Origin of the sequence: Pseudomonas fluorescens, from assembly GCF_012974785.1 — a bacterium.
Lineage (GTDB): Bacteria > Pseudomonadota > Gammaproteobacteria > Pseudomonadales > Pseudomonadaceae > Aquipseudomonas > Aquipseudomonas fluorescens_BT.
Window position 1 is genome coordinate 5637254 of the sequence record NZ_CP027561.1, and the last position, 16189, is coordinate 5653442.

At 55.6% G+C, this 16189-nt stretch carries 12 protein-coding genes, 4 tRNA genes and 1 rRNA gene; all 17 read right to left on the bottom strand.

What is annotated here, in order from left to right; translation table 11 throughout:
• Nucleotides 1–26: 26 nt before the first annotated feature.
• A complete protein-coding gene (gene rpoC / locus C6Y56_RS25760; protein WP_169432134.1) occupies nt 27–4226 on the bottom strand; it encodes a DNA-directed RNA polymerase subunit beta' in 4200 nt (1399 codons plus the stop codon).
• 63 nt (nt 4227–4289) lie between these two features.
• The gene (gene rpoB, locus C6Y56_RS25765; protein ID WP_169432135.1) at nt 4290–8363 is read right to left on the bottom strand and encodes a DNA-directed RNA polymerase subunit beta; all 4074 of its coding nucleotides are present in this window, start codon (nt 8361–8363) and stop codon (nt 4290–4292) included.
• A gap of 221 nt (nt 8364–8584) precedes the next feature.
• Nucleotides 8585–8950: a 50S ribosomal protein L7/L12 gene (rplL, locus tag C6Y56_RS25770; protein WP_007957596.1), complete on the bottom strand. Its 366-nt coding sequence runs from the start codon at nt 8948–8950 to the stop codon at nt 8585–8587.
• Nucleotides 8951–9029: 79 nt separating this feature from the next.
• On the bottom strand, nt 9030–9530 hold the full coding sequence (rplJ, locus tag C6Y56_RS25775; protein ID WP_169432136.1) for a 50S ribosomal protein L10: 501 nt from the start codon (nt 9528–9530) through the stop codon (nt 9030–9032).
• A gap of 198 nt (nt 9531–9728) precedes the next feature.
• Entirely contained in the window at nt 9729–10424 is a 696-nt protein-coding gene (gene rplA, locus C6Y56_RS25780; RefSeq protein ID WP_011336175.1) for a 50S ribosomal protein L1, read from the bottom strand.
• Entirely contained in the window at nt 10424–10855 is a 432-nt protein-coding gene (gene rplK / locus C6Y56_RS25785) for a 50S ribosomal protein L11 (RefSeq protein ID WP_003228756.1), read from the bottom strand. The genes rplA and rplK overlap by 1 nt, the downstream gene beginning before the upstream one ends.
• 117 nt (nt 10856–10972) lie before the next feature.
• Nucleotides 10973–11506: a transcription termination/antitermination protein NusG gene (nusG, locus tag C6Y56_RS25790; RefSeq protein ID WP_007957598.1), complete on the bottom strand. Its 534-nt coding sequence runs from the start codon at nt 11504–11506 to the stop codon at nt 10973–10975.
• A gap of 9 nt (nt 11507–11515) precedes the next feature.
• Complete coding sequence (gene secE / locus C6Y56_RS25795) at nt 11516–11884, bottom strand: preprotein translocase subunit SecE (protein ID WP_007916493.1); 369 nt, start codon at nt 11882–11884, stop codon at nt 11516–11518.
• A gap of 45 nt (nt 11885–11929) precedes the next feature.
• Nucleotides 11930–12005 (bottom strand) — tRNA-Trp (locus tag C6Y56_RS25800).
• Between the two features lie 53 nt (nt 12006–12058).
• On the bottom strand, nt 12059–13252 hold the full coding sequence (gene tuf / locus C6Y56_RS25805) for an elongation factor Tu (RefSeq protein ID WP_010220303.1): 1194 nt from the start codon (nt 13250–13252) through the stop codon (nt 12059–12061).
• An 84-nt stretch (nt 13253–13336) separates the two neighbouring features.
• Nucleotides 13337–13412 (bottom strand) — tRNA-Thr (locus tag C6Y56_RS25810).
• Between the two features lie 26 nt (nt 13413–13438).
• Nucleotides 13439–13512 (bottom strand) — tRNA-Gly (locus tag C6Y56_RS25815).
• A gap of 25 nt (nt 13513–13537) precedes the next feature.
• A tRNA-Tyr gene (locus C6Y56_RS25820) sits at nt 13538–13622 on the bottom strand.
• 142 nt (nt 13623–13764) lie between these two features.
• Entirely contained in the window at nt 13765–14202 is a 438-nt protein-coding gene (locus C6Y56_RS25825; RefSeq protein ID WP_169432137.1) for a hypothetical protein, read from the bottom strand.
• 7 nt (nt 14203–14209) lie between these two features.
• A complete protein-coding gene (locus tag C6Y56_RS25830; RefSeq protein ID WP_169432138.1) occupies nt 14210–14959 on the bottom strand; it encodes a pantothenate kinase in 750 nt (249 codons plus the stop codon).
• Nucleotides 14949–15902: a bifunctional biotin--[acetyl-CoA-carboxylase] ligase/biotin operon repressor BirA gene (gene birA, locus C6Y56_RS25835; RefSeq protein ID WP_169432139.1), complete on the bottom strand. Its 954-nt coding sequence runs from the start codon at nt 15900–15902 to the stop codon at nt 14949–14951. Before birA ends, C6Y56_RS25830 begins: the two co-directional genes overlap by 11 nt.
• A 131-nt stretch (nt 15903–16033) precedes the next feature.
• Nucleotides 16034–16149 (bottom strand): 5S ribosomal RNA (gene rrf, locus C6Y56_RS25840).
• Nucleotides 16150–16189: the final 40 nt, after the last annotated feature.

The window sequence follows — 16189 nt, forward strand, 5'->3', positions numbered from 1 at the left end:
GGGCCTCAGCTCATTTATCGCAGAACTCAGTTACCGCTCGAGTTCAGCGCTTCGGTCAGTGCAGCTTCCACTTCACTGGCGCTTACGCGCAACGGTTTGTCTGCATCACGACGACGCTTGCGCTCGCTGTGATAAGCCAGACCGGTACCGGCCGGGATCAGACGACCCACGACCACGTTTTCCTTCAGGCCGCGCAGGTAATCGCGCTTGCCGGTTACGGCCGCTTCGGTCAGTACACGGGTGGTTTCCTGGAAGGAAGCCGCCGAGATGAACGATTCGGTCGACAACGACGCCTTGGTGATACCCAGCAGAACGCGGGTGAACTTGGCGACAAACTTGTCTTCCGCGTTCAGACGCTCGTTCTCTACCAGCACGTGAGTCAGTTCCATCTGGTCGCCCTTGATGAAGCTGGAATCGCCGGATTCGGAGATCTCAACCTTACGCAGCATCTGACGCAGAATGGTCTCGATGTGCTTGTCGTTGATCTTCACGCCTTGCAGACGGTAAACGTCCTGGATCTCGTTCACGATGTACTTGGCCAGCGCGCTAACACCCAACAAACGCAGGATGTCGTGCGGATCGCTCGGACCGTCGGAGATAACTTCGCCGCGGTTTACCTGTTCGCCTTCGAACACGTTCAGGTGACGCCACTTCGGAATCAGCTCTTCGTACGGATCGCTACCGTCGTTCGGGGTGATGACCAGACGGCGCTTGCCCTTGGTCTCTTTACCGAACGCGATGGTGCCGCTGACTTCAGCCAGAATCGACGCCTCTTTCGGACGACGGGCTTCGAACAGGTCGGCAACACGCGGCAGACCACCGGTGATGTCACGAGTCTTCGAAGTTTCCTGCGGGATACGAGCGATAACATCACCGATCGCAATCTTCGCACCGTCCGCAACGCCGACCAGGGCGTTGGCTGGCAGGAAGTACTGAGCAATAACGTCAGTGCCTGGCAGCAACAGATCCTTGCCGTTGTCATCGACCATCTTCACAGCAGGACGAATGTCTTTGCCGGCAGCCGGACGATCTTTCGGATCAAGTACTTCAATGTTGGTCATACCGGTCAATTCGTCAGTCTGACGCTTGATCGTGATGCCTTCTTCCATGCCCACGTAGGTCACGGTACCTTTCATTTCGGTAACGATCGGGTGAGTGTGCGGATCCCACTTGGCCACGATGGCGCCAGCGTCGACCTTGTCACCTTCTTTAACCGAAATCACAGCACCGTACGGCAGCTTGTAACGCTCGCGCTCACGACCGAAGTCGTCAGCAATCGCCAGCTCACCGGAACGGGACACGGCAACCAGGTTGCCATCCACACGCTCAACGTGCTTCAGGTTGTGCAAACGGACGGTACCGCCATTCTTCACCTGAACGCTGTCGGCTGCGGAAGTACGGCTTGCCGCACCACCGATGTGGAACGTACGCATCGTCAGCTGAGTACCCGGCTCACCGATGGACTGGGCAGCGATTACGCCGACCGACTCACCGATGTTCACCTGGTGACCACGAGCCAGGTCACGGCCGTAGCACTTGGCGCAGATGCCGTAGCGGGTTTCACAGCTGATCGGCGAACGCACGATCACTTCGTCGATGCTGTTCAGCTCGATGAACTCGACCCACTTCTCGTCTACCAGAGTGCCTGCAGGAACGATGACGTCCTCGGTACCCGGCTTGAATACGTCACGGGCAATGACACGACCCAATACGCGCTCACCCAACGGCTCTACAACGTCACCGCCTTCAATGTGCGGAGTCATCAGCAGGCCGTGTTCGGTGCCGCAATCGATCTCGGTCACGACCAGATCCTGCGCCACGTCTACCAGACGACGAGTCAGGTAACCGGAGTTCGCGGTTTTCAACGCGGTATCCGCCAGACCTTTACGAGCACCGTGAGTCGAGATGAAGTACTGGAGTACGCTCAGACCTTCACGGAAGTTCGCAGTAATCGGCGTTTCAATGATGGAACCGTCCGGCTTGGCCATCAGACCACGCATACCGGCCAGCTGACGAATCTGTGCTGCGGAACCCCGCGCACCCGAGTCGGCCATCATGTACATCGAGTTGAACGATTCTTGATCGACTTCGACGCCGTGACGGTCGATGACTTTCTCTTTCGAGAGGTTGGCCATCATCGCCTTGGAGACTTCGTCGTTCGCTTTCGACCAAAGGTCGATCACTTTGTTGTACTTCTCGCCCTGGGTAACCAGGCCGGAGGCGTACTGGCTCTCGATCTCTTTCACTTCGTCGGTGGCTGCACCGATGATGCGGGCTTTTTCATCCGGGATAACGAAGTCGTTAACACCGATGGAAACGCCGGAAATGGTCGAGTAGGCAAAACCGGTGTACATCAACTGGTCGGCAAAGATCACGGTCTCTTTCAGACCAACCACGCGGTAGCACTGGTTGATCAGCTTGGAGATCGCCTTCTTCTTCATCGGCAGGTTGACGACGTCGAACGACAGACCTTTTGGCACAACCTGGAACAGCAGCGCACGGCCGACAGTAGTGTCGACGATACGAGTGTTGTTCACGCTGTTGCCGTCACGATCGTTCACGGTTTCGTTGATACGAACCTTGACCTTGGCGTGCAGTGCGGCTTCGCCGGCACGGAACACACGGTCAACTTCCTGCAGATCCGCGAACACACGACCTTCGCCCTTGGCGTTGATCGCTTCGCGAGTCATGTAGTACAGACCCAATACAACGTCCTGCGACGGAACGATGATTGGCTCACCGTTGGCTGGCGACAGAATGTTGTTGGTCGACATCATCAACGCACGCGCTTCGAGCTGGGCTTCCAGCGTCAGCGGTACGTGCACGGCCATTTGGTCGCCGTCGAAGTCGGCGTTGTACGCGGCGCAGACCAGAGGGTGCAGCTGGATAGCCTTGCCTTCGATCAGTACCGGCTCAAACGCCTGGATACCCAGACGGTGAAGGGTTGGTGCACGGTTGAGAAGAACCGGGTGTTCGCGAATCACTTCAGCGAGAACGTCCCAAACTTCCGGCAGCTCACGCTCGACCATTTTCTTGGCCGCTTTGATGGTGGTCGCCAGACCACGCATTTCCAGCTTGCCGAAAATGAACGGTTTGAACAGCTCGAGAGCCATCTTCTTCGGCAGACCGCACTGATGCAGACGCAGGGTCGGACCTACGGTAATTACCGAACGACCGGAGTAGTCAACACGCTTACCGAGCAGGTTCTGACGGAAACGACCTTGCTTACCCTTGATCATGTCAGCCAGGGATTTCAGAGGACGCTTGTTGGAACCGGTGATAGCGCGGCCACGACGACCGTTGTCGAGCAGTGCGTCGACAGCTTCCTGCAACATACGCTTTTCGTTGCGCACGATGATGTCCGGAGCGGACAGATCCAGCAGGCGCTTCAAACGGTTGTTACGGTTGATCACTCGACGATACAGATCGTTGAGGTCGGAAGTCGCGAAACGACCGCCATCCAGCGGAACCAGTGGACGCAGATCCGGCGGCAGAACCGGCAGAACGGTCAGTACCATCCACTCTGGCAGGTTGCCGGAACCCTGGAAGGCTTCCATCAACTTCAGACGCTTGGACAGCTTCTTGATCTTGGTTTCGGAGTTGGTTTGCGGAATTTCTTCACGCAGACGGCCAATCTCGTGTTCCAGGTCGATAGCGTGCAGCAGTTCGCGGACAGCTTCGGCACCCATGCGGGCGTCGAAATCGTCACCGAACTCTTCCAGCGCTTCGAAGTACTGCTCGTCGTTCAGCAGCTGACCTTTTTCAAGAGTGGTCATGCCCGGATCGATAACGACATAGCTCTCGAAGTAGAGAACGCGTTCGATATCACGCAGGGTCATGTCCATCAGCAGGCCGATACGGGACGGCAGCGATTTCAGGAACCAGATGTGGGCAACCGGCGAAGCCAGTTCGATGTGCGCCATGCGCTCACGACGAACCTTGGCGAGTGCAACTTCAACGCCGCACTTCTCGCAGATCACACCACGGTGCTTCAAGCGCTTGTACTTACCGCACAGGCACTCGTAATCCTTTACCGGGCCAAAGATCTTGGCGCAGAACAGACCGTCACGCTCAGGCTTGAACGTACGATAGTTGATGGTTTCCGGCTTTTTAACTTCACCGAACGACCACGAGCGGATCATCTCAGGCGAGGCCAATCCGATACGGATGGCGTCGAACTCTTCGACTTGACCCTGGTTTTTCAGCAAATTCAGTAGGTCTTTCAAGGCCTTTCCTCCTGGCGGAGCAGAGAGCGGGCAATCCTGCCCCGCTCTCGATCGCGTCACGTGTTATTCGGTTTCCAGATCGATATCGATGCCGAGGGAACGAATTTCCTTGATCAACACGTTGAAGGACTCGGGCATGCCCGGCTCCATACGGTGATCGCCGTCCACGATGTTTTTGTACATCTTGGTCCGGCCGTTCACATCGTCCGACTTCACTGTGAGCATTTCTTGCAGAGTGTAAGCAGCACCGTATGCTTCCAGTGCCCAGACCTCCATCTCCCCGAAACGCTGACCACCGAACTGCGCCTTACCACCCAGCGGCTGCTGGGTAACCAGGCTGTACGAACCGGTAGAACGCGCGTGCATCTTGTCGTCTACCAAGTGGTTCAGCTTCAGCATGTACATGTAGCCAACGGTAACTGGACGCTCGAACTTGTTGCCGGTACGACCGTCGGTCAGCTGCATCTGGCCGCTTTCTGGCAGGTCCGCCAGTTTCAGCATGGCCTTGATTTCGCTTTCCTTGGCACCGTCGAACACTGGAGTGGCCATTGGAACGCCGCCACGCAGGTTCTTCGCCAGATCGAGGATTTCCTGATCGGAGAAGCTGTCCAGATCTTCGTTACGACCGCCGATCTGGTTGTAGATCTCGTCCAGGAAGGTGCGCAGTTCAGCGACCTTGCGCTGCTCTTCGACCATCCGGTTGATCTTCTCGCCCAGACCTTTGGCCGCGAGACCCAGGTGGGTTTCAAGGATCTGACCAACGTTCATACGCGAAGGTACGCCCAGCGGGTTGAGGACCACGTCGACCGGGGTGCCATTGGCATCGTGCGGCATGTCTTCAACCGGCATGATCACAGAGACCACACCCTTGTTACCGTGACGACCGGCCATCTTGTCGCCCGGCTGGATGCGACGACGGATTGCCAGGTAAACCTTGACGATCTTCAGCACGCCTGGAGCCAGGTCATCGCCCTGCTGCAGTTTGCGCTTCTTGTCTTCGAACTTGTCGTCCAGCAGACGGCGACGATCAACGATGTAGGCCTGAGCCTTCTCGAGCTGCTCGTTCAGAGCATCTTCAGCCATGCGCAGTTTGAACCACTGACCATGCTCAAGACCGTCGAGTACTTCGTCGGTGATGTCCTGACCTTTCTTCAGACCTGCGCCGCCTTCAGCCTTGTGGCCTACCAGAGCGGAACGCAGACGTTCGAAGGTCGCGCCTTCAACGATGCGGAACTCTTCGTTCAGATCCTTGCGGATCTCGTCCAGCTGGGACTTCTCGATCGACAGTGCACGAGCATCACGCTCAACGCCGTCGCGAGTGAAGACCTGCACGTCGATGACCGTACCTTTGGTACCGGTAGGTACGCGCAGGGAAGTGTCTTTAACGTCGCTGGCTTTTTCACCGAAGATCGCACGCAGCAGTTTTTCTTCCGGGGTCAGTTGGGTCTCGCCTTTCGGAGTGACCTTGCCTACCAGGATGTCGCCTGCGCCAACTTCGGCACCTACATAAACGATACCGGCTTCGTCCAGCTTGTTCAGTGCAGCTTCACCCACGTTCGGGATGTCCGCAGTGATTTCCTCTGGGCCAAGCTTGGTGTCACGAGCCACACAGGTCAGTTCCTGGATGTGGATCGTGGTAAAGCGGTCTTCCTGAACCACACGCTCGGACAGGCAGATGGAGTCTTCGAAGTTGAAGCCGTTCCACGCCATGAACGCGATGCGCATGTTCTGACCCAGAGCCAGCTCACCCATGTCGGTGGACGGGCCGTCAGCCATGATGTCACTACGCTGAACGCGATCACCTTTGCTCACCAGCGGACGCTGGTTGATGCAGGTGTTCTGGTTCGAGCGGGTGTACTTGGTCAGGTTGTAGATGTCGACACCAGCTTCACCGGTTTCAACTTCGTCATCGGCAACACGAACCACGATACGGCTGGCATCAACGGAGTCGATCACGCCGCCACGACGAGCCACGACGCAAACGCCGGAGTCGCGAGCCACGTTACGCTCCATGCCGGTACCTACCAGCGGCTTGTCGGCACGCAGGGTTGGTACAGCCTGACGCTGCATGTTCGAACCCATCAACGCACGGTTGGCGTCGTCGTGCTCGAGGAACGGAATCAACGACGCTGCAACCGAAACTACCTGCTTCGGCGAAACGTCCATCAAGGTGACTTCTTCAGGCGCCTTGACGGTGAATTCGTTCAGGTGACGTACGGCTACCAGTTCGTCGACCAGGACTTTCTGCTCGTTCATGGTCGCCGAAGCCTGCGCGATCACGTGATCGGCTTCTTCGATAGCGGACAGGAACACGATATCGTCGGTGACCACACCCTCTTTCACCACACGGTACGGGCTCTCAAGGAAGCCGTACTGGTTGGTACGCGCATAAGCGGCGAGGGAGTTGATCAGACCGATGTTCGGACCTTCCGGCGTTTCAATCGGGCAGACACGACCGTAGTGAGTCGGGTGTACGTCACGGACTTCGAAGCCTGCGCGCTCACGAGTCAGACCGCCAGGGCCGAGTGCGGAGACACGACGCTTGTGGGTGATCTCGGACAGCGGGTTGTTCTGGTCCATGAACTGCGACAGCTGGCTGGAACCGAAGAACTCTTTCACCGCCGCAGCCACTGGCTTGGCGTTGATCAGGTCTTGCGGCATCAGACCTTCGCTTTCTGCCATCGACAGACGCTCTTTGACCGCACGCTCAACACGTACCAGGCCAACGCGGAACTGGTTCTCGGCCATTTCGCCTACGCAGCGAACACGACGGTTACCCAGGTGGTCGATGTCATCGACGATGCCTTTACCGTTACGGATGTCGACCAGAGTCTTCAGTACCGCGACGATGTCTTCCTTGCACAGCACGCCCGAACCTTCGATCTCGGTACGACCGATACGACGGTTGAACTTCATCCGACCGACCGCAGACAGGTCATAGCGCTCAGGGCTGAAGAACAGGTTGTTGAACAGGGTCTCGGCAGCATCCTTGGTTGGCGGCTCGCCCGGACGCATCATGCGATAGATTTCGACCAGCGCTTCCAATTGGTTGCTGGTGGAGTCGATCTTCAGTGTGTCGGAGATGAACGGACCGCAGTCGATATCGTTGGTGTACAGAGTTTCAATACGAACGACACCGGCCTTGGCGACCTTCGCCAGAACTTCAGTGCTCAGTTCGGTGTTGCACTCTGCCAGGATCTCACCGGTAGCCGGGTGCACGATGGCCTTGGCGGTGGTACGACCCAGAACGTAATCCAGAGGCACGTCCAGCTCTTTGATCCCGGCTTTTTCCAGCTGGTTGATGTGGCGGGCAGTAATACGACGACCCTGCTCGACAATCACCTTGCCTTTGTCGTCCTGGATGTCGAGAACAGCAACTTCACCACGCAGGCGCTGAGGCACCAGCTCCAGGCTCAGGCCTTCGCCTTTCACGTGGAATACGTTGGTGGTGTAGAACGCGTCCAGCACTTCCTCGGTGGTATAACCGAGCGCGCGCAGCAGTACCGAGGCCGGCAGCTTGCGACGACGGTCGATACGCACGAATACGCAGTCTTTCGGGTCGAATTCGAAGTCCAGCCACGAACCGCGGTAAGGAATGATGCGCGCGGAGTACAGCAGTTTGCCGGAGCTGTGCGTCTTGCCACGGTCGTGGTCGAAGAACACGCCCGGGGAGCGGTGCAACTGGGAAACGATCACACGCTCGGTACCGTTGATTACGAAGGTACCGTTCTCAGTCATCAATGGGATTTCACCCATGTAGACTTCTTGCTCTTTGATGTCCTTGATCGCTTTGTTCGACGATTCTTTGTCGAAAATGATCAGGCGCACTTTTACCCGCAAAGGTACGGCGAAAGTTACACCGCGCAATACGCATTCTTTGACATCAAATGCCGGTTCGCCCAGGCGATAACCGACGTACTCCAGCGCAGCATTGCCGGAGTAGCTGATGATCGGGAAAACGGATTTGAAGGCCGCATGCAGGCCCACGTCGCGGAACTGATCTTTAGTCGCTCCCGCTTGCAAGAATTCACGATACGAATCCAGCTGGATGGCCAGGAGGTAAGGCACATCCATGACGTCCGGCAACTTGCTAAAGTCCTTGCGGATACGTTTTTTCTCAGTATATGAGTAAGCCATCAGCGTTCCCCAGCTTGGTCACCTGCTTGTTTGGCCCCTCCCGACGGGAGCAGCCAGAAAATCGTGCAAACCCCATGGTTTGCGCCACCGCATCGGGTGGTTACAGCGCCTTTATCAGCACCGACCCAGTCGGCTGCCAATAACGGAAAAAGGCCGGTGGCAAGAGCCACCAGCCATCAGCCTGTCGCTTGACGCTCGGGCTGGAGGAGCAAAGTCGATGCTTACTTCAGCTCGACTTTAGCGCCTGCTTCTTCCAGCTTCTTCTTGGCGTCTTCAGCAGCTTCTTTCGAAACGCCTTCAGCTACAACCTGAGGAGCGCCGTCGACTTTCTCTTTGGCTTCTTTCAGGCCCAGACCGGTCAGCTCACGAACTGCCTTGATCACGTTTACTTTCTTCTCGCCGGCTTCAACCAGAACAACGTTGAACTCGGTTTGCTCTTCAACAACAGCGGCAGCAGCAGCTGGACCAGCAGCAGCAACAGCAGCGGTCACGCCGAAGGTTTCTTCCATTGCTTTGATCAGCTCAACAACTTCCAGAACGGTTTTCTGGCCGATTGCTTCGATGATTTGTTCGTTAGTCAGAGACATGACTCAATTCCTGATTTGGTGGACAGCCTGTACGGCCGTCGAAATAAACAAAAATACGCGAGAGTGGAAACGCTCAGCCTCAGGCTGCAGCTGCTTCTTTCTGATCGCGAATTGCCGCCAGAGTACGAGCCAGCTTGCTGGTAGCGCCTTGAATCACGCTCATCAGTTTCGCAATAGCTTCGTCGCGAGTTGGCAGGCTTGCCAGCACGTCGATCTCATTCGCTGCGAGGAACTTGCCCTCGAACGAAGCTGCCTTGATCTCGAACTTGTCCTGACCCTTGGCAAATTCCTTGAACAGACGAGCAGCAGCGCCCGGGTGTTCGTTGGAGAATGCAATCAGGGTCGGGCCGGTGAACACGTCATTGAGGACACTGTATTGAGTGTCAGCAACAGCGCGCTTGAGCAGGGTGTTACGTACAACACGTACGTAAACGCCAGCTTCACGAGCCTCTTTACGGAGTCCGGTCATTGCGCCTACTGTTACGCCACGGGCATCAACCACGACAGCGGACAGAGCGACTTTGGCAGCCTCGTTGACTTCAGCGACGATGGCCTTCTTGTCTTCGAGATTAATTGCCACGGGTTTAACTCCTGCTTGTTACCGTTTCATTCGATCGAAACCGAATGTCGTTTTGGTGTCTGATTCGGTAAGGAACCGGGAGCACCATCTGCGTAGGCTTGAGGTTTAAGACTTGCGTCGCCTACGGTCTTGGATAGCCCCCGCCAGGCAGGGACCCCAATCTTTCAATTGACGCAGTCAACTGCGCCAATTCTTGTCTTACGCGTCCAGCGAGCTCTGGTCGATGACCAGACCTGGGCCCATAGTGGTGCTCAGGGTAACGCGCTTGACGTAGATACCTTTCGAGGAAGCTGGCTTGATACGCTTCAGATCAGCGATCAGGGCTTCAACGTTTTCCTTCAGCTTGACGGCATCGAAGCCGATCTTGCCAACGGAAGTGTGGATGATGCCGTTTTTGTCGGTGCGATAACGAACCTGACCAGCCTTGGCATTTTTAACCGCGGTAGCGACGTCTGGGGTAACAGTGCCGACTTTCGGGTTAGGCATCAGACCACGTGGACCGAGGATCTGACCCAGCTGACCTACAACGCGCATGGCATCCGGGGATGCGATCACTACGTCATAGTTCAGGTCGCCACCTTTCATTTCGGCGGCCAGTTCGTCCATACCTACACGGTCAGCGCCGGCAGCCAGAGCGGCCTCAGCAGCTGGACCCTGGGTGAACACAGCAACGCGAACAGTCTTGCCAGTACCGTGTGGCAGCACAGTAGCGCTACGAACGACCTGGTCGGATTTACGCGGGTCTACGCCCAGGTTTACAGCTACGTCGAACGACTCGACGAATTTGGCAGCTGGCAGCGAAGCCAGCAGAGTTGCGGCCTCTTCGAAGTTGTAGGACTTGCCCGCTTCGATTTTTTCAGCGATAGCCTTTTGGCGCTTGGTCAGCTTAGCCATTACACACCCTCCACGTTAAGGCCCATGCTACGAGCAGAACCGGCGATAGTGCGCACGGCTGCATCCATATCAGCTGCAGTCAGATCCGCGTTTTTGGTTTTCGCGATTTCTTCCAGCTGAGCACGGGTAACAGTGCCAACCTTAACGGTGTTCGGACGAGCGGAACCGCTGGTCAGACCGGCCGCTTTCTTCAGCAGAACCGAAGCAGGGGTGGATTTGGTTTCGAAAGTGAAGCTACGGTCGCTGTAGACAGTGATGATCACTGGAGTCGGCAGACCAGCTTCCAGACCCTGGGTACGGGCGTTGAAAGCTTTGCAGAATTCCATGATGTTCACGCCGTGCTGACCCAAAGCAGGACCAACAGGTGGGCTTGGGTTAGCCTGAGCGGCCTTCACTTGCAGCTTGATGTAAGCGGTAATCTTCTTGGCCATGAGGCACTCCAATTACGGGTTCGAACGCCCCGAAAGGCTCCCCGGTTACTTGCGCGTTTATCCCAGTGACGACAAAACCCCACAGCCTAGGGCTGCGGGGTTGGGATGCTTGTTCAGCTAGACCTTTTCGACCTGACTGAACTCCAACTCTACCGGAGTAGAGCGTCCGAAAATGAGCACCGCCACTTGGATCCGGCTCTTTTCGTAGTTAACTTCTTCAACAACACCGTTAAAGTCAGCGAACGGGCCGTCATTGACTCGAACGGTTTCGCCTGGCTCGAACAACGTCTTCGGCTTCGGCTTGTCGCTACCGTCAGCAACGCGACGCAGGATCGCCTCTGCTTCTTTATCAGTGATTGGCGCAGGCTTGTCAGCAGTACCGCCGATAAAACCCATCACCCGAGGAGTATCCTTGACCAAGTGCCAAGTACCCTCGTTCATATCCATCTGTACCAGCACATAACCAGGGAAGAACTTGCGTTCGCTTTTGCGCTTCTGGCCATTACGCATCTCAACCACTTCTTCAGTGGGAACCAGAATTTCGCCGAAGCCATCTTCCATGCCAGCCAGCTTTACGCGCTCGATCAACGAACGCATGACATGCTTCTCGTAACCCGAGTAAGCATGCACAACGTACCAACGCTTAGCCACGGGACACCCTTAGCCGACAATCAAGGAAACAAGCCAGCCGAGCAGGGAATCGAGCCCCCACAACAGCAACGCCATAACCAGAACAACAGCCACAACAATAAGCGTGGTCTGCGTGGTTTCTTGGCGAGTTGGCCATACGACTTTACGAATCTCGGTACGAGCTTCCTTAACCAGCACAAAGAAAGACTTGCCCTTGGCAGTCTGCAGGCCTACAAAGGCAGCTACAGCAGCAATGACAAGCAATGCGAGTACACGGTACAGGATCGGCGAAGCAGAGTAATACTGATTGCCTACAACGCCAACCACCACCAAAGCGACCACTACAAGCCACTTGAGCAGATCGAAGCGAGAGCCTTGAGCTTCAGCCTTAGGAGTCATCTATGAAGATCCTGTGAAAAGAAAGCCAGACACACCGAGTGAATCTGGCAGGTCAGGAGGGAATCGAACCCCCAACCTACGGTTTTGGAGACCGTCGCTCTGCCAATTGAGCTACTGACCTAAAACAAAATCAGGCCGACCATTATGCCGGCCCGAAAAATACATTACAACTACTTACTCGATGATTTTGGCTACGACGCCAGCGCCGACGGTACGACCGCCTTCACGGATAGCGAAACGCAGACCGTCTTCCATTGCGATGGTTTTGATCAGGGTAACAGTCATCTGAATGTTGTCACCTGGCATTACCATTTCAACGCCTTCTGGCAGCTCGCAGTTACCGGTCACGTCAGTAGTGCGGAAGTAGAACTGTGGACGGTAGCCTTTGAAGAACGGAGTGTGACGACCGCCTTCTTCCTTGCTCAGAACGTAAACTTCTGCGGTGAACTTGGTGTGCGGCTTAACCGAACCCGGCTTAACCAGAACCTGACCACGCTCAACGTCGTCACGCTTGGTACCACGCAGCAGAACGCCGCAGTTCTCGCCAGCACGACCTTCGTCCAGCAGCTTGCGGAACATCTCAACACCGGTGCAGGTGGTGGTGGTGGTGTCACGCAGACCAACGATTTCCAGGGCATCTTGAACGCGAACGATACCGCGCTCGATACGACCGGTAACAACAGTACCGCGACCCGAGATCGAGAACACGTCTTCGATTGGCATCAGGAAAGGCTTGTCGATAGCACGCTCTGGCTCTGGGATGTAGCTGTCCAGAGTTTCCACCAGCTTCTTAACAGCAGTGGTGCCCATTTCGTTGTCGTCTTTGCCTTCCAGCGCCATACGAGCAGAACCGATGATGATCGGAGTGTCGTCGCCTGGGAAGTCGTAGGTGGACAGCAGGTCGCGAACTTCCATCTCAACCAGTTCCAGCAGCTCAGCGTCGTCTACCAGGTCTGCCTTGTTCAGGAAAACCACGATGTACGGAACGCCTACCTGACGGGACAGCAGGATGTGCTCACGGGTTTGTGGCATCGGACCATCAGCGGCCGAGCAAACCAGGATCGCGCCGTCCATCTGGGCAGCACCAGTGATCATGTTCTTCACGTAGTCAGCGTGACCTGGGCAGTCAACGTGAGCGTAGTGACGAATGTTCGAGTTGTACTCAACGTGCGCGGTGTTGATGGTGATACCGCGAGCTTTTTCTTCTGGAGCGCTGTCGATCTTGTCGAATTCAACTACGGCCGAACCGAAAACTTCGGAGCAGACGCGAGTCAGAGCAGCGGTCAGAGTGGTTTTACCGTGGTCAACGTGACCGATAGTTCCGACGTTGACGTGCGGTAGGGAACGATCAAATTTTTCCTTAGCCATCGATATCACCCCTAACAGAAGAAATAAGCAAACAACCCTAGCCATTAAAACAAAGGCAGATATTTTCATATCTGCCTTGTTATATGGAGCTCTTGAGCGGATTTGAACCGCTGACCTCACCCTTACCAAGGGTGTGCTCTACCAACTGAGCTACAAGAGCGTAACGCCTTGCACAACCTGCAAACTTGGAGCGGGTAGCGGGAATCGAACCCGCATCATCAGCTTGGAAGGCTGAGGTTCTACCACTAAACTATACCCGCGGAGCCTGCAGCTCACGCTAAAATCTGGTGGAGGGAGAAGGATTCGAACCTTCGAAGTCGTAGACGTCAGATTTACAGTCTGATCCCTTTGGCCGCTCGGGAACCCCTCCTAATCAGGCCGGCATTCTATACTATGCCAAACCCCTGTCAAGCATTTTCTCATTTAAAAACCTGAGGTTAGCTGCATTGACACCACTCTACCGCGTTAACCTATTTGGTCTTCGCTGTGGAGCGGGCGCCATTCTATGCAAACTATTCCGCAGGTGCAACCCCCTCGCACAGCATTATTTTGTGTTTTAACTCATTGAATTCCTTGGAAAGGTTTTGCAATTGGACATCCCCCAACAAACGCTGGGTTTCGGACGAAACTCGGAACCAGTACAGCCCCCCGGAAAGCTCTCTGGATACCGGCAACGCCTTCGCCCCAAGTTCTGTCAAACGCTGCTCCAACGCCTGAGCGGAGTCAGGGCGCGCCAAACCACCTATATATAGACACTGCCCGTCGACCTTCCCGCCAGATCGTCTTTCACGCGAAGCATCGCTTGTCTCACTCAACAAACGAATATCCTGCTGCGAACCCCGATAGAGACTGAGAGGTGTCACATCCTTTGCGCGCAGAGGTGCTTCTTGCTGATGCCAGACGTAATAAAAAATATTGAGTACCAGAAGCAGGAGGAACAACCAACGCATACAAACCTCAGGATAAAGGACACGCCATAGCCAAACCCACGAACACCAGATCGGAGACGACCCGAGCCCCTGGCGCAACATCAGAAACCAGCTCTGCGTCCCCACCAGTGATGAAAACAGTGAAGGAGTCCCCCCAATAGGACCGCGCCATTTCCAGTTGAGTCAAAACGAACCCTCTCAACATCAGCAAACAACCGCGCTCCACTGCTTCAACCGTGTTTCGCCCTGGAGCCTGACTGGCCAATGCCTGCTCCGCAGCTTGATCCCCATAGCGAATCTTGCGCGTATGCGTACGTAACTGGTTTCGCATCAGCGGCATGCCGGGACAAATGAAGCCCCCCAGATGCTCACCATCCGGCGAAATGAAATCTGCCGTCACTGCAGTTCCGAAATCCAAGACCACACAAGCGCCATTGGCCAAATGAAAACCACCCAGCATAGCCAGCCAGCGATCGAGTCCAAGACGCTCGTAGTCTTCATAACCATTCTTGACACCAGACATCTCACGGGCGGGCGCCGCACAAACAACGGAAATACCGAACTCCCGCTTGAGTAGCGCAATAAGATCACTGGTCTCCTCGTCCGTTCTTACGCTGACAAGGCGGCACTTACTCAACGAGAGCTTCACTGGCGAGCGAAGCGCGTCGACCAACGCCTTATCAGTGTCAACCACACCCTCAGCGATCAAAGCACCGACTTCAGCGTGCAACACCCGCCATTTGATAAAGCTGTTACCGCAATCGAGCTCAAGAATCATCACGCAACCTCAAGCTGAGCTCTCCGCCACTAAAGACTTTTTCCACTCCATCAACCTTCAGCCGCAACGCACCCTGATTATCGATACCCAGGACCACACCATCCACCTGAGTGACACCCGCCGTTAGCGAAACTGGCTGTGCTTGCCAGAGATGATTCGCTTCCCACTCTGCCTGAAGCGAAGTAAAACCATCTGACTGATGGCGCTGCAAATAGAGCTGCAACTGCTTGCTCAACTCCACCACCAGATTATTACGATCGCAATTTCGACCCGATTCCAAGCGAACCGAAGTCCACTGCTGATCGACCTCATCAGTGGCCTGCATATTCACGTTGATACCAACCCCCAGTACCACGTGACACACATCTGCCGGATCCCCTACGAGCTCGAGCAGAATCCCGGCGATCTTTTTTCGACCGACGAGAACGTCATTAGGCCATTTCAACCCGGCACCAGAGACCCCAACCGAGCGCAGGGTTTGCATGACAGCGAGCCCCACGACCAGGCTCAAGCCCTCGAGCTGACGCATTCCGCCATCAATGCGCAATACGAGACTGTAATAAAGGTTTTCGGCAAATGGGCTGACCCACTTTCGCCCCCTGCGCCCACGCCCGGCAATCTGTCGCTCAGCTAAAACTAGAAAAGGCGCCACTTGGCCACGATCGACCGCGCGTAATGATTCGGCGTTAGTAGAGTCGATTGAGTCAAAGAGGCTGATAGGCCAGCCGGCAAGATTCGCCTCAATTCTGTGCAAATCAAGCAAGGTGAGAGGCGCAGCCAATTGGTAACCCCGACCTCGAACTTTATGTATGGTCAATCCGAGCTCGGCCTCCAAGTGCTGTAGCTGCTTCCAGACTGCACTTCGACTAATACCCAGGGCAACTCCCAGAGCCTGACCAGAATGGAATCGACCATCCTTCAGAAGGTTCAACAACGTCAACATGCAGGTCTCGCCTCACAATGAGGCCCGAATAATAGCCATGCACCGAGCCGTTGCATAGAAATCAAACGGCCGTTTTTTTGCGGGCAAAACAAAACCCCAACTGCTTTCGCAATTGGGGTTTCGGAATTTAATCTTGACGATGACCTACTCTCACATGGGGAAACCCCACACTACCATCGGCGATGCATCGTTTCACTTCTGAGTTCGGGATGGGATCAGGTGGTTCCAACGCTCTATGGTCGTCAAGAAATTCGGGTACTGACTCGTGACCGGACGGCCTCGCTTCA